General features: G+C 68.6%; 18 protein-coding genes. 9 read left to right on the forward strand and 9 right to left on the reverse strand.

The window, feature by feature from the left end:
* The first annotated feature begins 7 nt into the window (after positions 1-7).
* Both pacR and NMB40_RS01485 read left to right on the forward strand, forming a co-directional pair.
* Entirely contained in the window at positions 8-2,317 is a 2,310-nt protein-coding gene (gene pacR, locus NMB40_RS01480; RefSeq protein ID WP_494359935.1) for a PacR family protein, read from the forward strand.
* 724 nt (positions 2,318-3,041) lie between these two features.
* Positions 3,042-4,121 carry an NAD(P) transhydrogenase subunit alpha gene (locus NMB40_RS01485; RefSeq protein ID WP_494359936.1) on the forward strand — a complete coding sequence of 360 codons (1,080 nt, stop codon included), beginning with the start codon at positions 3,042-3,044 and terminating at the stop codon, positions 4,119-4,121.
* Between the two features lie 68 nt (positions 4,122-4,189).
* Here the strand turns inward: NMB40_RS01485 and NMB40_RS01490 are convergent, their stop codons facing one another.
* The 3 genes from NMB40_RS01490 to NMB40_RS01500 are packed head-to-tail and all read right to left on the reverse strand — an operon-like array spanning position 4,190 to position 5,516.
* Positions 4,190-4,618, reverse strand: coding sequence for a DUF3106 domain-containing protein (locus NMB40_RS01490; protein ID WP_494359937.1), 429 nt, complete (start codon positions 4,616-4,618; stop codon positions 4,190-4,192).
* Between the two features lie 2 nt (positions 4,619-4,620).
* Positions 4,621-4,938, reverse strand: coding sequence for a hypothetical protein (locus tag NMB40_RS01495; protein ID WP_494359938.1), 318 nt, complete (start codon positions 4,936-4,938; stop codon positions 4,621-4,623).
* A gap of 8 nt (positions 4,939-4,946) precedes the next feature.
* Positions 4,947-5,516 (reverse strand): RNA polymerase sigma factor, encoded by a 570-nt coding sequence (locus NMB40_RS01500; protein WP_494361024.1) that lies wholly within the window; start codon positions 5,514-5,516, stop codon positions 4,947-4,949.
* Positions 5,517-5,645: 129 nt separating this feature from the next.
* Here NMB40_RS01500 and NMB40_RS01505 point away from each other — a divergent pair, with 129 nt between their 5' ends.
* Together NMB40_RS01505 and NMB40_RS01510 are read left to right on the forward strand one after the other, a co-directional pair.
* Positions 5,646-5,954: an NAD(P) transhydrogenase subunit alpha part 2 gene (locus NMB40_RS01505; RefSeq protein ID WP_313346858.1), complete on the forward strand. Its 309-nt coding sequence runs from the start codon at positions 5,646-5,648 to the stop codon at positions 5,952-5,954.
* Positions 5,951-7,405 (forward strand): NAD(P)(+) transhydrogenase (Re/Si-specific) subunit beta, encoded by a 1,455-nt coding sequence (locus NMB40_RS01510; RefSeq protein WP_282248090.1) that lies wholly within the window; start codon positions 5,951-5,953, stop codon positions 7,403-7,405. The genes NMB40_RS01505 and NMB40_RS01510 overlap by 4 nt, the downstream gene beginning before the upstream one ends.
* Positions 7,406-7,545: 140 nt before the next feature.
* On the opposite strand, the gene NMB40_RS01515 is transcribed toward NMB40_RS01510, so the two are convergent.
* Positions 7,546-7,965 (reverse strand): hypothetical protein, encoded by a 420-nt coding sequence (locus NMB40_RS01515; protein ID WP_494359939.1) that lies wholly within the window; start codon positions 7,963-7,965, stop codon positions 7,546-7,548.
* Between the two features lie 117 nt (positions 7,966-8,082).
* On the opposite strand from NMB40_RS01515, the gene sufT reads away from it, so the two are divergent.
* From sufT to NMB40_RS01530, 3 genes are all read left to right on the forward strand, one after another.
* The gene (gene sufT / locus NMB40_RS01520) at positions 8,083-8,634 is read left to right on the forward strand and encodes a putative Fe-S cluster assembly protein SufT (protein WP_282248088.1); all 552 of its coding nucleotides are present in this window, start codon (positions 8,083-8,085) and stop codon (positions 8,632-8,634) included.
* Positions 8,635-8,665: 31 nt separating this feature from the next.
* Positions 8,666-9,763, forward strand: coding sequence for a branched-chain amino acid aminotransferase (locus NMB40_RS01525; RefSeq protein WP_494359940.1), 1,098 nt, complete (start codon positions 8,666-8,668; stop codon positions 9,761-9,763).
* Between the two features lie 511 nt (positions 9,764-10,274).
* Positions 10,275-12,014, forward strand: coding sequence for a S8 family peptidase (locus NMB40_RS01530; protein ID WP_494359941.1), 1,740 nt, complete (start codon positions 10,275-10,277; stop codon positions 12,012-12,014).
* Between the two features lie 53 nt (positions 12,015-12,067).
* Here NMB40_RS01530 and NMB40_RS01535 read toward each other — a convergent pair whose 3' ends face one another.
* The 3 genes from NMB40_RS01535 to wrbA all read right to left on the reverse strand — a co-directional run bounded on the left by NMB40_RS01535 (position 12,068) and on the right by wrbA (position 13,576).
* Positions 12,068-12,553, reverse strand: a complete 486-nt coding sequence (locus NMB40_RS01535) for an asparaginase domain-containing protein (RefSeq protein ID WP_282247164.1) — start codon at positions 12,551-12,553, stop codon at positions 12,068-12,070.
* A gap of 100 nt (positions 12,554-12,653) precedes the next feature.
* Positions 12,654-12,989 (reverse strand): DUF2069 domain-containing protein, encoded by a 336-nt coding sequence (locus tag NMB40_RS01540; protein ID WP_282247165.1) that lies wholly within the window; start codon positions 12,987-12,989, stop codon positions 12,654-12,656.
* Positions 12,986-13,576 carry an NAD(P)H:quinone oxidoreductase gene (gene wrbA / locus NMB40_RS01545; protein WP_494359942.1) on the reverse strand — a complete coding sequence of 197 codons (591 nt, stop codon included), beginning with the start codon at positions 13,574-13,576 and terminating at the stop codon, positions 12,986-12,988. The genes NMB40_RS01540 and wrbA overlap by 4 nt, the downstream gene beginning before the upstream one ends.
* Before the next feature lie 72 nt (positions 13,577-13,648).
* Between wrbA and NMB40_RS01550 the strand changes: the two genes are divergently transcribed.
* Together NMB40_RS01550 and NMB40_RS01555 are read left to right on the forward strand one after the other, a co-directional pair.
* Positions 13,649-14,923, forward strand: coding sequence for a YihY family inner membrane protein (locus NMB40_RS01550; protein WP_494359943.1), 1,275 nt, complete (start codon positions 13,649-13,651; stop codon positions 14,921-14,923).
* Positions 14,920-15,483, forward strand: a complete 564-nt coding sequence (locus NMB40_RS01555; protein WP_494359944.1) for a TlpA family protein disulfide reductase — start codon at positions 14,920-14,922, stop codon at positions 15,481-15,483. Before NMB40_RS01550 ends, NMB40_RS01555 begins: the two co-directional genes overlap by 4 nt.
* A 7-nt stretch (positions 15,484-15,490) precedes the next feature.
* Here the strand turns inward: NMB40_RS01555 and ppk2 are convergent, their stop codons facing one another.
* Both ppk2 and NMB40_RS01565 read right to left on the reverse strand, forming a co-directional pair.
* Positions 15,491-16,270: a polyphosphate kinase 2 gene (gene ppk2, locus NMB40_RS01560; RefSeq protein WP_282247168.1), complete on the reverse strand. Its 780-nt coding sequence runs from the start codon at positions 16,268-16,270 to the stop codon at positions 15,491-15,493.
* Between the two features lie 52 nt (positions 16,271-16,322).
* Positions 16,323-18,026, reverse strand: a complete 1,704-nt coding sequence (locus tag NMB40_RS01565) for an O-linked N-acetylglucosamine transferase, SPINDLY family protein (RefSeq protein WP_494359945.1) — start codon at positions 18,024-18,026, stop codon at positions 16,323-16,325.
* Position 18,027 lies beyond the last annotated feature (1 nt).

The following is an 18,027-nucleotide window of genomic DNA, read 5'->3' on the forward strand; positions in this document are numbered from 1 at the left end:
TTTTCGCATGATCGCCACGCCCAACGTATCGGGACAGCCGGGTCGCGACCCGGCGCTGTTGAAGCTTGCACGCGAGGCCGCCCTGCCGGGCCTGGCCGAGTCGTTCGCGACCGTGATCGCACGCTTCGACGATGTGCTGTTCGACCGTGCCGGCACCGCTGGCGCGTCGCAGCTGCTGTTCCTGGATGGCATGCGTGAACTGCGTCGGCGCCGTGAGGACATCGTGGCCGGCTTCCGTGGGCACCTGGCCAAGGCCTGGGACGCGCTGGAGCACGCTGAGCCGCTGTCGGCCGAAGCCACGCTGGCCGGCCAGGGCGAGGAAGGGCTGAGCCTGGTTCCCGAGCACGTGCTGGAATCGCGGCTGGCGGTGCGCAACTTCGCCACCGTGCTGCTGCGCGACTGGAAGCCGGTACTGGGCCGACTCGACCGCCGCCTGGGCTGGATCGCCGGCGGGCTGGAACTGAACGCCGATACCAATCCGATCAGCCCCGAGCACATCGGCGTGGCCATCCATGAGGCGTTCGCAGACTGTGAACTGGCGCCGGAAGTGCGCCTGGTGCTGATCAAGCTGTGCGAGCGCGACCTGCACGCGCCGATCGGCAAGCGTTACGAGAAACTCGACGAACAATTGGCCGCTGCCGGTGTGATGCCGCAGATGGCCGCCCCGCGCCGCGCCGCGCCGCGTCCGCCCTCGCCCCGGCAGGAACTGGACGAGCTGGTCGAGGCGCTGGAAACCCAAAGCGCTGCTGCCGACGACGGTGCGGCCCCGGCCTGGGCGCGCCGCTTTGCCGACCGCTGGGCGGCCAGCCGCGGCCGCATGCAGTCGGCGCAGGCCGCGCATGACCATGCCAGCGAAGGCCCGGACGGGATGAGCGGCAACCAGGGCATGCTGCTGGAGGCACTGCACGAGTTGCTGCAGCAGACCCGGCATGTCCGCGAAGATGCGACCTCTGCCGCCAGCGTGGCGGTGGGGCAACAGCGCCCGCTGAGCCAGCGCGAAATGATGTCGGTGCTGTCGCTGCTGCAGGCCACGCCGAGTGCGACCCTGCGCGCGGCGATCGGCGAAGACGGCGAATCGCTGGCGCAGCGGCTGAAGAGCGAAGTGCTGTCCGGGGCGACCCGGCTCGGCGTGGACCCGGCGCAGGCGCGCCTGGACCCGCAGGATGAAGATGCGATCGACCTGGTCGGCATGCTGTTCGATGTGATGCTGGACGAGCGCGACCTGGAAGGTCGCTCGCGCGAGCTGATCGGCCGGCTGGTGGTGCCCTTCGTGAAGGTGGCCATGCTCGACCGCCGCATGTTCGTGCAGAAGACCCACCCGGCGCGCAAGCTGCTCAATTCGCTGGCCGAGGCCTGCGAAGGCAACACCGGCGAGAGCCAGGCCGAGCGCGTGCTGATGGGCAAGGTCGAGGAAATCATCGAGCGGCTGGTGGCCGAGTTCAACGAGAACCTGGCCATCTTCCTGACCCTGGAAGAAGAATTCCGCGATTTCCTGGCCCAGCACCGTCGCCGCATCGAGATTGCCGAGCGCCGCGCGGCCGAGACCCAGCGCGGCCAGGAAAAGCTGGAAGTGGCGCGCACCCGCGCGGCCTCCGAGCTGGACTGGCGGATCGCCGACACCGCGCTGCCGCAGGCCATCGGCGATTTCCTGCGCCAGCCGTGGCAGCACCATCTCACCCTGGCCGTGCTGCGCGAAGGCGACGACGGCCCGTCTGTGAGCGAGGCGCTGGCGCTGGCGGACGGGGTCCTGGAAGAAGTGTCCGAAGCCCGCCGCCAGATCGTCGGCAAGCCGTGGCTGCAGGCATGGCACCCGGTGCTGCGCAAGGTGTTTGCCAGTGTCGGCGTGCATGCCGATGGCGCCAACGCGGCCATCGATTCGCTGCATGACACGCTGCAGTCCATCGCCGAATCGCGTCCGGAACTGGAGCGCGCGCTGCCGGAGCTGCCGCAGGTGGTCCTGCCGACGCCGCCGGCCGCGGACAGCGCGGGCGTGGAGCTGGGCAGCAAGGTGGACGTCACCGACTTCGACAACGCCGATGCCGACCGTTTCCGCGGCCTGGAAATAGGCAGCTGGCTCGATTTCGTCGACAAGGACGGCAAAGTCCAAGCCGGCAAGCTGTCCTGGGTCAGCCCGATTTCGCAGCGCCTGCTGTTCGTGAACCGCCGCGGCGTGCGCTTCTGCGTGGCTTCGCCGGAAGAACTCGCCGTCATGGTGCGCCTGGGCCGCCTGCGCGCGCACATCGACGATGGCGCCTTCGACAGCGCCATGCAGGGCGTCATCGATCGCCTCGATACCAAGGGCGCTACGGTTCACTGAGGTTGCCGCTGGGAGCAACGTCAACGTCAACGTCAACGTCAACGGCAGCGTTTCGGGTGCTACGTGCTGGGGAGGCCGACGGGCAGCCCCCTCCGGGACACGCCGTGAATCGCCCTCCGGGCCCCGGCCCAGCCGCCAGCGGCTGTGCGTTCAGTCGCACGCGAGGCAGTGCCTCGCAAGCAGTGCGCCTTCACCCATGGAGGCTTGTCAAAAACATCCATGTTTTTGACAGTCCCTACGGGGGCTACCCGCCGGCCTCCCCCGACGGTGGGTCGCACGCGGATGCAAAGAGCAGCCACGCAGGGCGTGGCTCTACGCGAATCAGACGGCGTCGTGGGCACGGTAGGGTCGGTTCCCAAACGACTGCCGATGCACGGTCCGCGCCCGGTAACGCATGAAAATGATCGACTTCGGCTTTTGATCTTCGTTGGCCACCGACCTACTGTCGAGGGCGGGTCGGGGCGGGTTTGCGGGGGTGTGAGCCGCATGGATGCGGCGACCAAGCCCCCATGGATGGGTTCACGGCGTCCCCCGCAAACCCGCACCGTCCCGCCAAGCCAGACGGCCTTTCAGCACCAGGCTGTTCGCCTGAATGCATGAAGCTGCCAGCCACAGGCTGGCACCCTTGGAACGTCCCGATTCAAGTGACGCTCCACGCCAGCAATCTCCCCGCGCGCGCCACTCAGGTTACGATCACCCCACTTACCGCTGCTCGGGGACATGCATGGCTGTCGAGGTGTTGGGGGTCAAGGAACACGCGCAGGGCGAACGCCGTGTAGCGCTGACGCCGGAAACGGCGCGCAAGTACATCGCGCTGGGCGCCACAGTGTGGATCGAACCGGGTGCCGGGACGCGTGCCGGCTTTACCGACCAGGCCTACCTGGATGTCGGCGCGCAGCTCGCCGATGACGCCCGCCTGGGCCAGGCCGACATCGTGCTGTGCGTGCAGCCGCCGGACACCGCGCGGCTGCGCCAGCTCAAATCCGGCGCCAGCCTGGTCGGCATGCTGCACCCGCAGGCCGACGCCGAACGTGCCGGCATGATCCAGTCGCGTGGGCTGCAGGCATTTCCGCTCGAGCGCCTGCCGCGTACCACGCGTGCGCAATCCATGGACGTGCTCAGTTCGCAGGCCGGCATGGCCGGCTACAAGGCCACGCTGATTGCCGCCCAGCTGGCACCGCGCTTCTTCCCCATGCTGACCACTGCCGCGGGCACCATCCGGCCGTCGCGCGTGCTGGTGGTGGGTGCAGGCGTCGCCGGATTGCAGGCCATTGCCACCGCGCGCCGGCTCGGTGCGCAGGTGGAAGGCTTCGATGTGCGCCCGGAAACCCGCGAACAGATTGAATCGCTCGGCGGCAAATTCCTCGACCTCGGCGTCAGCGCCGTGGGCGAGGGCGGTTACGCGCGGCCGCTGACCGACGAAGAGCGGGCCGAACAGCAGCGCCGGCTGGGCGAGCACCTGCGCTTGGTCGACGTGGTCATCTGTACCGCCGCCGTGCCCGGCCGCCCCGCGCCGAAGATCGTCACCAGTGCGATGGTGCAGGGCATGCGCCCGGGCAGCGTGATCGTCGACCTGGCCGCTGAAACCGGCGGCAACTGCGAGGCGACCCGGCCCGGTGAGACAACCGACGTCGGCGAAGTCACCGTGGGTGGCCCGCTCAACCTGGCCAGCCAAGGCGCGGTGCACGCCAGCGAGATGTACGCGCGCAACCTCTACAACTTCGTCGCCCTGTTCCTGAAGGACGGCGCGGTGGCGTTTGATTGGGACGATGAGCTGCTGGCGAAGACGCGCTGGATTGCCTAGCCACGCAGGGCGTGGCTCTACCGCGCGGGACCCGTAGAGCCACGCCCTGCGTGGCTGCGCGGTGCCGATCAGCGCTTCGGAGGCGGAGGGAGATCCTTCACCGGGTTGGCCTTCAGCCATTCCTGCCGCTGCTCCGGGCTCATGCTGCCCCAGCGCTCGCGCAGGGCATCGCGCTGGGCCGGCGTCATGCCGCGCATCTGCGCGAACAATGCGCGGGCCTGCTCGCGCTGTTCCGGGCTCATGTTCTCGAAGCGGTGGCGGCCGCGCCTGGCCAGCTCACGCTGTTCCGGGGTCATGCTCTGCCAGCGCTGGCCATGTTGCAGCATGCGCTCGCGCTGCGGCGGCGGCGCGTCGTTCCAGCGGTCACGCACCGGCGCGATCAGCGCATCGCGCTGCTGCGGCGTGAGCTTGTCCCACTCCGGCAGCGTCGTGGTCTGCGCGGCGCTGGCCGCGCTCAGCGACAACAGCACCAGCGCCAGGGTCAGTCGCGGTTTCATGTTCACTCCATTGCCAGGTCGGTGGCGCCCAGCCACAGGTACAGGTCCGGATTCTCGTCGAGCACGTCGCCGCTGTCATCCGCGGCCACGCCCGCCACCTGCACCGGTGGGGCCACCGGCGGGCGTGCGGTGAAGCTGATGCCCAGGCCCAGCGCCACCACCAGCGAACACGCCGTGGCCAACCACCAACCGTGCGCGCGCGCCCGCTGCGGCGCATGCCGCGCGGCGCGCAGGCGCGCCAGCGTGGCTGGAGAGAGCTGGGTCAGCGCATGCGCGTGCAGCTGCGCCAGCGCGGTGTCATCGGGAAGGGTGGGGGGCACGGGGCGGCTCACAGTTCAATCTCCAGGTGCTGCTGCAGCGCCTGCCGGGCGCGCGAAAGATGGGTTTTGACCGCGCCTTCGCTGCAGCCCATGGCCGCTGCGGTGGTGGCGCCATCGAGCTGCTGCAGCACGCGCAGGGTGAAGGCCTCGCGCTGGCGTGCAGGCAGGTCGCGCAATGCCCTGACCAGCGCCGCGTACTGGTCGCGCTGCTCGTGCGCCTGGGCCGGGCCCGGTCCAGGATCGGCCCAGTCAATGTCGTGGTCACCGGCCAGCTCGTCGCTGCTGCGCCAGAACCGCAGCCGGAAGCCGCGGCGGCGCTGCAGGTCCACCACCCGGCGGCGCAGGATGCTCCAGAACAGCGGCGACCACTCCGCTGCGGGCTTGTCGCGGTAGGCCAGCATGCGCAGCATCGCGTCCTGCACCGCGTCCAGCGCATCGTCACGCTGGCGCAGCCCGGCCTCGGCGAAGCGGAACGCGCGCGGGCCGATGCCGGCCAGGAACGCATCCAGCGACACCGGCAGCGCGGTTTCGGCATCGGCATCGTCGGCCAGGGTCGGCAGGGAAGGGCTCACCAGCACAGGGTAGCGCTCGCGCAGGGGGATACCGTGAGAACGCACCAGCGCGGCATCGGTTGACCGCCCTGCAGAACGGTTCAGCGCATGGTTATGATGCAGGGGACGGGATGACCGCCGGGAAGAGGGACAGCAATGAGCGACGGGTTCGTGGCGTTGTATATCTTCATGCTGGCTGCGATCGCAGGCCACGTGATCATTTCGCGGGTGCCGGTGATCCTGCATACCCCCCTGATGTCCGGGTCCAACTTCATCCACGGCATCGTGTTGATCGGCGCCATGGTGGTGCTGGGCCACGCGCAGACCCCGCTGGAAAAGATCATCGGCTTCATCGCCGTGGTGCTCGGCGCGGGCAATGCCGCCGGTGGCTACGTGGTGACCGAACGCATGCTGGACATGTTCAAGCCCAGCCAGAAGCGCGATACCGGGGAGAAGGCGCCTTGAACGTCACCACCGCGCAACTGCTGCAGTGGCTGGTGCAGGTGAGCTACCTGGTCGCCGCCACCCTGTTCCTGCTCGGCCTGCAGCGCATGGCCTCGCCGATGACCGCACGCAGCGGCATCCGCTGGGCCGGCCTGGGCATGCTGATCGCCACGGTGGCGACCTTCTTCCTGCCCGACCTGCACAACGTGCCGCTGATCCTGGCCGCAGTGGCGATCGGTACCGGCGTGGCGTGGTGGTCGGCCAAACGCGTGGCCATCACCGACATGCCGCAGATGGTGGCGCTGTACAACGGCATGGGCGGCGGTTCGGCCGCTGCGATCGGCGCGGTGGAACTGCTGCGCTTCTCGTTCCTGGCCAACCGCGATACCACCCATTGGAGCGCGCAGGCCATCGCCGAACTGAGCGCGCGGCAGCCCTCGGCCACGGTGCTGGCACTGGCGGTGATCGGCTCGGCGATCGGCGCGGTGTCGCTGTCCGGCTCGATCATCGCCTGGGCCAAGCTCGACGGGCGGCTGGACCGGCGGGTGACCTTCCCCGGACAGCAGGCCTTCAACCTGCTGGTCGCGCTTGCGGTCGTCGTGTTGGGGATCTGGGCAGCGGTGAGCCTGAGCCCGGTGGCGATCATCAGCTTCTTCGTGGTGGCGCTGGCGCTGGGCGTGTTGATGACCCTGCCGATCGGCGGTGCCGACATGCCGGTGGTGATCTCGCTGTACAACGCATTCACCGGCCTGGCGGTCGCCTTCGAAGGTTACGTGCTCGGCAACGAGGCGCTGATCATCGCCGGCATGATGGTCGGCGCGGCCGGCATCCTGCTGACCCGGTTGATGGCCAAGGCGATGAACCGGCCGATCAGCGGCGTGCTGTTCTCCAACTTCGGCGGGGGTGGCACGGCGCAGGAAATCACCGGCGCGCAGAAGCCGATCGAAGCCAGCGACGTGGCTGCCATGCTGGCCTTCGCCGAACGCGTGGTGATCGTGCCCGGTTATGGCATGGCCGTGGCCCAGGCCCAGCACAAAGTGTGGGAACTGGCGCAGCGGCTGATCGAGCGCGGCATCAAGGTGAAATTCGCGATCCACCCGGTGGCCGGGCGCATGCCGGGCCACATGAACGTGCTGCTGGCCGAAGCGGGGGTGCCGTACGACCTGATCGCCGACATGGACGACATCAACCCCGAATTTCCCACCACCGACGTGGTGCTGGTGATCGGCGCCAACGACGTGGTCAACCCGGTGGCGCGCACCGACCCGGCCAGCCCGATCTACGGCATGCCGATCCTGGACGTGGTCAACGCCCGCAACGTGGTGGTGATCAAGCGCGGCAAGGGCACCGGTTTCGCCGGCATCGAAAACGCGCTGTTCTACGCCGACAACGCACGCATGCTCTACGGCGATGGCGCCGGCGCGGCCAGCGCGCTGGTCAGCGAGCTCAAAGCCCTCGACGGCGGGCATTGACCGAAAAGCATCTGGAGGCACAGCCCCCCTGAGTCAGGGGGGCGGCCGCGAAGCGGCGGGGGGTCTGGGTGAATGATGATGCGCGGGGCCCGCGGTTTGCGCAGCGAACCGTGGGAGCGCCAGCGCAGAATGCGTTGGCGTTACCGCGCGATCCACCAGCCGACGACAAGGGCAACTGCCAGCCACAGCACCTCGCCAACCCCGTTGGCCAGCTGAACCAACGTGAACGCCATGAACGGCCCCATGCGCAACGCTGATTCCCACGGATCCAGTCCCAGCGAGCCGCCCAGGTAGGCCGAGGCGATGCCCCAGTTGGCCGCCAGCGCCACCAGCACGGTGCCCAACAGGGTCAACGCCACCCGCGGCAGGCCGCCGCGCAGGTTGCCCAGGCGCAGCATGAAACCCAGCTCCAGGGCCACCAGCACGGCCATCCAGCCCGCCTGGCGGCCGCTCAGCAGTGCGATGAACAACCAGGCCAGCGTGGCCGTGACGACTCCAAGCAGCAACAGCGGGGGCCAGAGCCAGTGGGCGGACCTGGCGGGCGCAGAGGTGGGCGGCATGCATTCTTCCTTTGGTCCACCACAGGATACCGGCTTGCGGGGTGACCGGCGCGTGGCCGGCCGCTGGGCTAAAATGAGCGCCTTGCGGGAATTGGCCGCGACCCCATATCGATCCACATGTACTCCCGTAGCAGCGAACCCGTCCACTTCGAACGCGACTGCGAGGCCGTCATGGTCCCGCAGGGCGAAACGGTCACCTTGCCCGCCGGCAGCTATGGGTACATCACCCAGGCGCTGGGCGGCAGCTATACCGTGTTCGTCGAAGGCAATCTGTTCCGCATCGCCGGCAAGGACGGCGACGCCATGGGCAAGGAACCGCCCGCGCCGCTGGAACTGCCCGCCGACGCCTCCGACGAGGAGGTCGAAAAACTGGTCTGGCAGCAGCTGCGGACCTGCTTCGACCCCGAGATTCCGTTCAACATCGTCGACCTGGGCCTGGTCTACGAAGTGGAGCTCAAGCACCTGGACGATGGCCAGCGCGAGGTCGACGTCAAGATGACCCTGACCGCGCCGGCCTGTGGCATGGGCGATATCCTCGTCGACGACGTGCGCAGCAAGCTGGAAATGATCCCGACCGTGGCCGAAGCCGATGTCGAACTGGTGTTCGACCCGCCGTGGAACCAGCACATGATGTCCGAGGCCGCCCGCCTTGAAACCGGCATGCTGTAATTGAACCCGTAACCAGAACAGGAAATTTCCGGTGTCCCAGTCTTCCGTGAGCTTCACCACCACCCGTTCCGCCCAGCCGCGCAGCAGCGAGGAGCGTGAACGCATCCTGGCCGCCCCCGGTTTTGGTCTGCACTTCACCGACCACATGCTGGAAGTGCGGTGGGACAAGGACACCGGCTGGCACAACGCCAGCGTGCGCCCGTACGGCCCGCTGCAGCTGGACCCGGCCGCCGCGGTGCTGCACTACGGCCAGGAAATCTTCGAAGGCATCAAGGCCTACCGGCATGCCGACGGCTCGATCTGGACCTTCCGCCCGGATGCCAACGGCCGCCGCCTGCAGCGTTCGGCGCAGCGCCTGGCGCTGCCGGAACTGCCGGTGGAGATCTTCGTCGAATCGCTCAAGCAGCTGATCGCCGTGGACGCCAGCTGGGTGCCGTCGGCCGACGAATCCAGCCTGTACTTCCGCCCGTTCATGATCGGCGATGAAGCCTTCCTCGGCGTGCGCGGCGCGCAGAAGGCCGGCTACTACGTGATCGCCAGCCCGGCCGGCCCGTACTTCGCCAAGGGCGTGGCCCCGGTGTCGATCTGGCTGTCCACCGAATATGCGCGTGCGGCCAAGGGCGGCACCGGTGCGGCCAAGTGCGGTGGCAACTATGCCGCCTCGCTGCTGCCGCAGCAGAAGGCGCAGGCGCAGGGCTGCTCGCAGGTGCTGTTCCTGGATCCGGTCGAAGGCAAGTACCTGGAAGAACTGGGCGGCATGAACGTGTTCCTGGTCTACAAGGACGGCACCCTGGTGACCCCGGCGCTGTCCGGCAGCATCCTGGAAGGCATCACCCGCGAAAGCATCCTGCAGCTGGCCCGCGACCGCGGCATGAAGGTCGAAGAGCGCAAGGTGACCATCGACGAGTGGAAGCAGGGCGTGACCTCGGGCGAGATCGCCGAAGTGTTCGCCTGCGGTACCGCCGCGGTGGTCACCCCGATCGGCCAGCTGAAGGGCGAAGGGTTCTCGGTGGGCGACCTGACCGCCCCGGCTGGTGAAGTGACCATGTCGCTGCGCAAGGAACTGACCGACATCCAGTACGGCCGCCTGCCGGACCGCCATGGCTGGCTGGTGCGCCTGGACGGCTGATCGTTCGAGCCCTGCTGCACACCCAAGGCCCGCCTGGCAACAGGCGGGCCTTTTTCATGGCCGCGGGACACGCAGCCACGCAGGGCGTGGCGCTACCCGGGGGGGCGCCGTAGAGCCACGCCCTGCGTGGCTGCGCGGTACCCACCGAAGCGCTGTCTAAACGATCCAAACCCATCCAACTCATTGACGCGCAAGCAATGTCTTGTCCATGACGCACAAGACAGTGACGCAGGACACGAATTGCACGCGGCGTGACCGCATCGGCACGCGGAAGTTTCTTCACATTCACAAACCATTGACCCGAAAAGTCTCAGATCGAAACTTTCACAACCCTGAAAGCGGGCTGAAACATTGTTGGGCCCAATCGAAACCACTAGCGTCCGGGGTCGGGCGGTTTCGCAGGGGAAAACCGATCCGTCTTCCAGGTTCGATCCAAGCCACCGCTCCACAGCGCCGGATCGAACCGACCTTTGCCGCCTCGACGGCTCCTCAAGACTTGAAGGGAATTCCGATGTCTCATGATTCGCAGCGCTTGCGTCAGCGTGCCTTGGTTGTACTCGGTGGTTCGGTGCTTTCGACCCTGCTCCTGGCGGCTCCGGCGTTCGCCGGCGACGTGCAGTTGAGTGGCCTGGCCTCGGCCCCGACCCACCAGCGTTTCATCGTCAAGTACAAGGACGGCGCCACCGACGTCGCCACCCCGACCGCGCTGGCCAGTTCGCTCAAGGCCGCCGCCCAGGCCGTTCCGGCCGCGCAGGGCCGCGCGCTGGGCCTGCAGAAGCTGCGCCAGCTGGCCATTGGCCCGACCGTGGTCAAGGCCGACCGTCCGCTGGATGCGGCCGAATCGGAACTGCTGATGCGCCGCCTGGCCGCCGACCCGAACGTGGAATACGTCGAAGTCGACCAGCTGATGCACGCCACCCTGGTGCCCAACGACAGCCGCCTGTCCGAGCAGTGGGGCTTCGGCACCAGCAACGCCTCGATCAACGTGCGCCCGGCATGGGACAAGGCCACCGGCACCGGCGTGGTGGTGGCGGTGATCGACACCGGCATCACCAACCATCCGGATCTGAACGCCAACATCCTGCCCGGCTATGACTTCATCAGCGATGCCGCGATGGCCCGCGATGGCGGTGGCCGCGACAACAACGCCAACGACGAAGGCGACTGGTACGCCGCCAACGAATGCGGCGCCGGATACCCGGCCTCCAATTCCAGCTGGCACGGCACCCACGTGGCCGGCACCATCGCCGCGGTGACCAACAACACCACCGGCGTGGCCGGTACCGCCTACAACGCCAAGGTCGTTCCGGTGCGCGTGCTGGGCAAGTGCGGCGGCTACACCTCCGACATCGCCGATGCCATCGTGTGGGCCTCCGGCGGCACCGTCAGCGGCGTGCCGGCCAACGCCAACCCGGCCGAAGTGATCAACATGTCGCTCGGCGGCGGCGGCACCTGCTCGAGCACTTACCAGAACGCCATCAACGGCGCGGTGTCGCGCGGTACCACCGTGGTGGTGGCAGCGGGCAACAGCAACACCAACGTCTCCTCGTCGGTGCCGGCCAACTGCGCCAACGTGATCGCGGTGGCCGCGACCACCTCGGCCGGCGCCCGCGCCAGCTTCTCCAACTACGGTGCCGGTATCGACGTCTCGGCGCCGGGCCAGGCGATCCTGTCCACGCTCAACAGCGGCACCACCGTGCCGGGCGCGGCCTCGTATGCGTCCTACAACGGCACCTCGATGGCGGCCCCGCACGTGGCCGGCGTGGTCGCGCTGGTGCAGTCGGTCGCGCCGACCGCGCTGTCGCCGGCGGCCATTGAAACGCTGCTCAAGAACACCGCTCGGGCCCTGCCGGGCGCCTGCAGCGGCGGCTGCGGTGCCGGTATCGTCGATGCAGATGCGGCCGTCACCGCCGCACTGGGCGGGACCAACCCGAACCCGGGCACCGGCACGCTGCAGAACAACGTGCCGGTCAGCGGCCTGGGTGCTTCCAGCGGTGCATCGCTGGCCTACACCGTGGCCGTGCCGTCGGGCAGCTCGCAGCTGAAGGTGACCATCGCCGGGGGCAGTGGCGATGCGGACCTGTACGTGCGGTCGGGCAGCGCGCCCACCGACACCGTGTACACCTGCCGCCCGTACCTGAGCGGCAACAACGAAACCTGCACGATCAACGCCCCGGCCGCGGGGACCTGGCACGTCCGGGTGAAGGCCTACAGCACCTTCTCCGGCGTGACCCTGACCGCGCAGTACTGAGCCCAGCCCCTCTCCAATGGGCAACGCCCCGGCCTTGGCCGGGGCGTTTCTGTTTACGCGTCCTCGAACCGATTCGCAGCGACGTTCTTGCGCACGTGTTCGGGGTTCCAGATGCGGCCGTTCATGGCGATGTACACGCCCGGCTGCAGCGACTGCACCGCGCCGATCGCACAGCCGATGTTGAACTCGGCGTCCGAACCGCGGAAGCGCGCCGGGCTGAGCGCACCGGTCATGACGATGGTCTTGTCGGGGATGCTCTTGAGCACCTGGCCGGTCTGCACCATCGAATCGGTGCCGTGGGTGACCAGCACGTGGCGGGTCGGCTGCGCGGCGATGGTGGCGCGGATCAGCTCACGGTCCTCGTCGGTGATGTGCAGCGAATCCTTGCGCAGGATCGGGATCACGTTGAAGCGGAAGGTTACGCCCAGCTCGCGCAGGATCATCCCGATCTGGGGATCGCCGATCTGGTAGTCCGACTTGTCGTCGAAGTAGATCTTGTCGATCGTGCCACCGGTGGTGATGATCAGTAGTTCTTCCATTGCAGGCTTCCTGGAGTGCGGGCGGTACCGCGCGGCAACACCCGCGCTGGGTGCCCATGATACGGCTGCCGGCGCCGGCCCGCAGCCGGGCGCGGGGCCATCACCGCTTCGAGAAACGCCGGCGCAGGCCCGGCGCGCTGGATACCCCGATCACTGCCAGGGCCAGCAGCAGTTCCAGCCAGGCCCAGTGCGCGGTTTCCGGGTGGCTCCAGGCACTCATCACGCCGTGGCTGAACCAGAACAGCGCCAGTACCCCGGCCCAGAACATCGCCTTGCCACGCCCCGTGAGCACGCCCAGCGCCAGCAGCAGCGGCGGGGCGGTGAAGACCAGCTGGCTGGCCAGCCAATGCCGGTCGTGCGCGAACCAGAGTCCGAACACCGCTGCCAGCACCAGCAGCAGGATGGCCAACGTCCACTTCTGCACGCGCGGGCTCATTCCAGCCGCCGTGCGATATCGGCCACGCGCCGGCCCAGCGCACGCGCCAGGATCGCTTCGTCCTCGCTTGGCACCGGGTTGTCGTCGGCGCCGGCCACGTGGCTGGCACCGTAGGGGGTGCCGCCGGTGGTGGTGTGGCTCAGCGCCGGCTCGGTGAAGGGAATGCCCACGATCAGGCAGCCGTGGTGCAGTAGTGGCACCTGCATCGACAACAGCGTGGATTCCTGCCCGCCGTGCAGCGACGCGGTGGAGGTGAACACCCCGGCCGGCTTGCCGGCCAGCGTGCCGTTGACCCACTCGGCCCCCAGCCCGTCGAGGAAATGCTTGACCGGCGCGGCCATGTTGCCGAACCGGGTCGGGCTGCCCAGCAGCAGGCCGCTGCATTCGGCCAGGTCCTCGACGCTTACGTAAGGCGCACCATCATCGGGCACCGGCGGCCGCGCGGTCTGGGTGACCGCCGCCACCGGCGGCACCGTGCGCAGCCGCGCGCTCATGCCGGGCACTTCGCCGATGCCACGCGCGATCTGGCGCGCAAGCCGCGCCACCGAACCGCCGCGGCTGTAATACAGCACCAGGATCTCCGCCATCTCGCTTCCGTTGTGTCCAGTCTGTCCGCAGTATGGCATTGCCTCCACCCGGCTTCAGGTACGCTTGCCACGATGGAACCCCTGGATACCCTCAACCTGTGGATGGAACGCGTGCGCGACCGCGCCCGTACCGCCAGCTTCGGTCGCTTCCTGTGGCGCCGCTTCCTCGACGACCGCCTGTTCCAGGCCGCCGCCTCGCTGGCCTATACCACCGTGTTCGCGCTGGTGCCGCTGGCGATCGTGGTGTTCGGCGTGCTCTCGGCATTCCCGGTGTTCGACCGCTGGAGCGACACCCTCAGCGACTACGTGTTCTCCAACTTCGTACCCAACGCCGCGCGCGCGGCCGAAGGCTACCTGCGCCAGTTCTCGGCCAGCGCCGGGCAGCTCACCGCCGCCGGCTTCATCGCGCTGGTGGTGTCGCTGCTGATCACCCTCAACAGCGTGGAGCAGACCTTCAACCAGATCTGGCGGGTCAGCTCGGCGCGGCCCAAGCTCACCCGTTTCCTGGTCTATTGGACCGTGCTGACCCTCGGCGCGATGCTGGCGGCCGCGTCGCTGGCGGTGTCTGCGCGCGTGTTCGCGTTGCCGCTGTTCGGCACCAGCGAAGGCCGCCTGCTGGCCAATGCGTCGCTGACCCTGGCGCCGATCCTGATCGAGTTCGTGTGCATCATGCTGGTGTACCGGGTGGTGCCACACCACACGGTGAAGTGGCGGCATGCCATTCCCGGCGCGATCCTCGCGGCAGTGATGCTGGAGCTGGTGAAGTGGGGCATGGGCGCCTACCTGGGCAGTTTCCAGTCCTACCAGAAGCTCTACGGCACCGTTGCCTTCGTGCCGATCCTGCTGCTGTGGATCTACCTGTGCTGGGTGTCGGTGCTGCTGGGTGCCTCGCTGGCCTCGTCGATCGCCGCGTTCCGCTACCAGCCGGCCGACCTGCGCCTGCCCACCGGCTACGAACTGTATGGCCTGCTGCGCCTGATCGGCCGCTTCCACCAGGCGCGCCTGGACGGCCGCGGGCTGGATGAAGACGAGGTCCTGCGGCTGGAGCCGATGCTGACCGACTCGCTGCTGCAGAGCATGCTCTGCGACCTGGAAGCGATCCGGGTGGTGCGCCGCGACGAGCAGGGCGAGTGGCTGCTGTCGCGCGACCTGGACAAGCTCACCCTGGCCGACCTCTACGAATCCACCCAGCTGCGCATTCCGGTCAAGGAAGCCTACCTTCCCTACCGCGATGACAGCCTCGGCACCGCCTCGGTGGCGGCGCTGGATGCATTGCGATTGCCCCTGCGCGAGCTGCTCAAGCGCCGCGTCAGCGATATCTATTCCTCGTCTGGAGACACCCCATGACCTTCAAGCCCCTGCTGCTGGCCGTCGGCCTGCTGGCCCTGGCCGGCTGCAACAAGCCGGCACCGCAGCCCCAAGCGGCCGCCCCGGCGCCCGCGCCCGCAGCAGAACCGGCGGCCCCGGCCGCCGATGCCGCCACGCCCGACCTGGAGCGCAAAACCGTGGCGCAGCCGCGCCTGGTGCTGCCCGCCCTCGACGGAACCACCTACGACCTCGCCGCACATCGCGGCAAGTGGGTGGTGGTGAACTTCTGGGCGACCTGGTGCGCGCCGTGCCGCAAGGAAATGCCGGAGCTGTCGGCACTGCATGCCATGCGCGAAGAGATCGAAGTGGTCGGCCTGGCGTATGAAGACATCGAGCCGGAGGAGATGAAGGCGTTCCTGCAGAAGCTGCCGGTGACCTACCCGATCGTGCTGGTGGACACCTACAACCCGCCGGAAGACTTCGCCGTGCCGCGCGGCCTGCCGCTGACCTACCTGATCGCCCCGGACGGAAAGGTAGCCAAGGAATTCCTGGGCCCGGTCACTGCCCACGACATCGAGGCGCGGATCGCCGCCAAATGACGGCGGCTCATTCGATGGCGTAACCGTCGATCGGCTTCAGCACGCCGAAATGCTCTTCGTGCAGTTTGCCCTTCAAGGGCGGCAGGTCCGGGATGGGGTCCTCCACCCCGGTATCCGGCAACCGGTCCAGCAGGTTGCGGATCAACCCCAGCCGCCCGCGCTTCTGGTCGTTGAAGTCCACCAGCGTCCAGGGCGCCTGCTCCCGGTGCGTCGCACGCAGCATCGCCTCGCGCGCCTCGGTGTAGGCGGTGTACTTGCTGCGTGACTCCAGGTCCACCGGCGACAGCTTCCAGCCCTTGAGCGGATCCACGTGGCGCTCGGCGAAGCGCTTTTCCTGCTGCACCTGGTCGACCGTGAGCCAGTACTTGAACAGCAGGATGCCGTCGTCCACCAGCAGCTTCTCGAACACCGGTGCCTGGGCCAGGAAGGCGTCGTACTCGGTATCGCTGCAGTAGCCCATCACGTGTTCGACCCCGGCCCGGTTGTACCAGCTGCGGTCCATCAGCACGATCTCGCCGGCTGCAGGCAGGTGCGACACATAGCGCTGGAAATACCACTGGGTGCTTTCGCGGTCGGTCGGCTTGGGCAGCGCGACCACCTTGCACTGGCGGGGGTTGAGGTGCTCGGCGATGGCCTGGATGGCGCCGCCCTTGCCGGCGGTATCGCGGCCTTCGAACAGCACCAGCACGCGCTGCCCGGTGTGCTGGGCCCAACGCGCCATCGCAGTGAGTTCGAGCTGCATCGGTTCGAGCAGTGCCTGGTACGCCTTGCGCTTGAGCTTGCCCATCGGTGCGGGATTCCGGCTGACAGAAGAAACCCGAGCCTAGCGCAGTGCGCGGTCAGCCCGCGTGTGCATCCTGCCAGCCGTGCAATCGCGCCATCGCCTGCACCTCGGCGCTGAAGTCGCGCGCGAACCCGGCCATGTCGAACAGGCCGCTGTCCGAACGCCGCTGGGCCAGGGTGGTCCGCAGCGCTGCCAGTGCCGCCGGGTCGTTGCCCAGCGCGATTGCGGTATCCACAAAGGCGCGGTCATCGGCGACGTTCATCGCCGGCAGTCCCAGGTGGTGGTTGAGCGAGCCGGCCACGCGCGACGCGAATGTCGCGCCCGGGCAGGTCAACACCGGGCAGCCGGCCCACAGCGCATCGGAGGCGGTGGTGTGCGCGTTGTACGGGTGCGTGTCCAGGAACAGGTCCGCAAGCGGGTAGCGCGCCAGATAGGTCGGGTGCGGCAGCTTGGGCATGAATACCAGCCGTGCGGGGTCCAGCCCGGCGTCGCGCGCGGCGGTGCGCAGCCGTGCATCGGCATTGCCGGGCCCGGATAGCAGCCACAGCACGCTGCCCGGTACGCCCTGCAGCACCGCGAATGCGCGGCGCATGCTGCGCGGGTTGAGCTTGTAGCTGTTGTTGAAGCAGCAGAACACCACGCCCTGCGCGGGCAGGCCACAGGCATCGCGGCCCGGCGCCGGCTCCAGCACCCGGGTGTTGTCCGAGGGCTGGAACGCGCGGGGCAGGTGCCGGACCTGTTCGCTGAAAGCCGGTGCCATCGCGGCAGGCAGCACGTAGCCATCGGCCAGCACGTAGTCCATCCACGGCGCACCCGAGGTGCCTGGATAGGCCAGCCAGTTCACCTGTACCGGGGCAGGGCGCATCGCCAGTACCGCCGGCGTGCCGCCGCCGCCCCAGCCGCGCAGGTCAAACAGCACATCAATGCCGGCCTCGCGGATGCGTGCCGCAATCGCCGCGTGGGCCAGGGGCGAGACGTCATGCAGTGCGGCGGCAGCGGCCTGCAGGCGCGCGCGGATGGCGCTGCCGTCATCGGCGTTGAGGGCAAACAGATGCAGCTCCAGCGCGCCCAGCGCGCGCAGCTGCTCGAACAGCGCCACGGTCAACAGCCCGGTCGGGTGCGCGCCGAAGCCATTGGAAAGGAAACCCACGCGCAGCTGCCCCTCGCGGCGGACCTGCGCGGGCGGCAGCGCACGCAGTCCCTCGGCAATGCCCGCAGCGCGCTGCCGCGCACACGCCATCTGCTCGGCGGCGCTGGCGTCTTCGCTGAGGAAGGCGAACGGCTCGACCACCGCCACGCCCTGCGCCACGGCCTGGCGCACCTGCTGGGACAGCGGCTCCAGCCCGCGCCAGTCGCACAGCCGGCGTTGCCAGTTGAGCAGCTGCGCGGTGATGTAAGGCTCGCCGGGCAGCAGCCGATGCGCCTGGCGGTAGGCATCGGCAGCGGCCTCGGGCTGGCCGGCGTCTTCCAGCGCGTGGCCCAGCCACAGCGCGATGCCAGGATGCTCCGGGACCTGGTTGGCGGCCTGGCGCAGCAGGGCGGCGGCCTCCCCGTGGCGGCCCTGCATCCAGCGCGTGCGGCCCAGCCGGGCCAGCGCTTCGGGGTGGCCGGGGCGCAGCTGCAACGCGCGCGAGGCGGCGTGGTCGCCGGCAGCGACATCGCCGGCTTCAAGCTCCGCGTCGGCCAGCATCACCCAGGCGATGAAATCCTGCGGCTGGCGCTGCACCGCGCTGCGCAGCTGCTCGTGCTGCGGGTCCATG

This window comes from Stenotrophomonas sp. FBCC-B152 (genome assembly GCF_059134105.1).

Coding starts and splice junctions, on each gene's coding strand:
- sufT (WP_282248088.1), top strand. CDS start 8,083: ATGTACTCCCGTAGCAGCGAACCCGTCCACTTCGAACGCGACTGCGAG.
- NMB40_RS01550 (WP_494359943.1), top strand. CDS start 13,649: ATGGAACCCCTGGATACCCTCAACCTGTGGATGGAACGCGTGCGCGAC.
- NMB40_RS01535 (WP_282247164.1), bottom strand. CDS start 12,553: ATGGAAGAACTACTGATCATCACCACCGGTGGCACGATCGACAAGATC.
- NMB40_RS01505 (WP_313346858.1), top strand. CDS start 5,646: ATGAGCGACGGGTTCGTGGCGTTGTATATCTTCATGCTGGCTGCGATC.
- NMB40_RS01515 (WP_494359939.1), bottom strand. CDS start 7,965: ATGCCGCCCACCTCTGCGCCCGCCAGGTCCGCCCACTGGCTCTGGCCC.
- pacR (WP_494359935.1), top strand. CDS start 8: ATGATCGCCACGCCCAACGTATCGGGACAGCCGGGTCGCGACCCGGCG.
- NMB40_RS01485 (WP_494359936.1), top strand. CDS start 3,042: ATGGCTGTCGAGGTGTTGGGGGTCAAGGAACACGCGCAGGGCGAACGC.
- ppk2 (WP_282247168.1), bottom strand. CDS start 16,270: ATGGGCAAGCTCAAGCGCAAGGCGTACCAGGCACTGCTCGAACCGATG.
- NMB40_RS01540 (WP_282247165.1), bottom strand. CDS start 12,989: ATGAGCCCGCGCGTGCAGAAGTGGACGTTGGCCATCCTGCTGCTGGTG.
- NMB40_RS01565 (WP_494359945.1), bottom strand. CDS start 18,026: ATGGACCCGCAGCACGAGCAGCTGCGCAGCGCGGTGCAGCGCCAGCCG.
- NMB40_RS01530 (WP_494359941.1), top strand. CDS start 10,275: ATGTCTCATGATTCGCAGCGCTTGCGTCAGCGTGCCTTGGTTGTACTC.
- NMB40_RS01555 (WP_494359944.1), top strand. CDS start 14,920: ATGACCTTCAAGCCCCTGCTGCTGGCCGTCGGCCTGCTGGCCCTGGCC.
- NMB40_RS01490 (WP_494359937.1), bottom strand. CDS start 4,618: ATGAAACCGCGACTGACCCTGGCGCTGGTGCTGTTGTCGCTGAGCGCG.
- wrbA (WP_494359942.1), bottom strand. CDS start 13,576: ATGGCGGAGATCCTGGTGCTGTATTACAGCCGCGGCGGTTCGGTGGCG.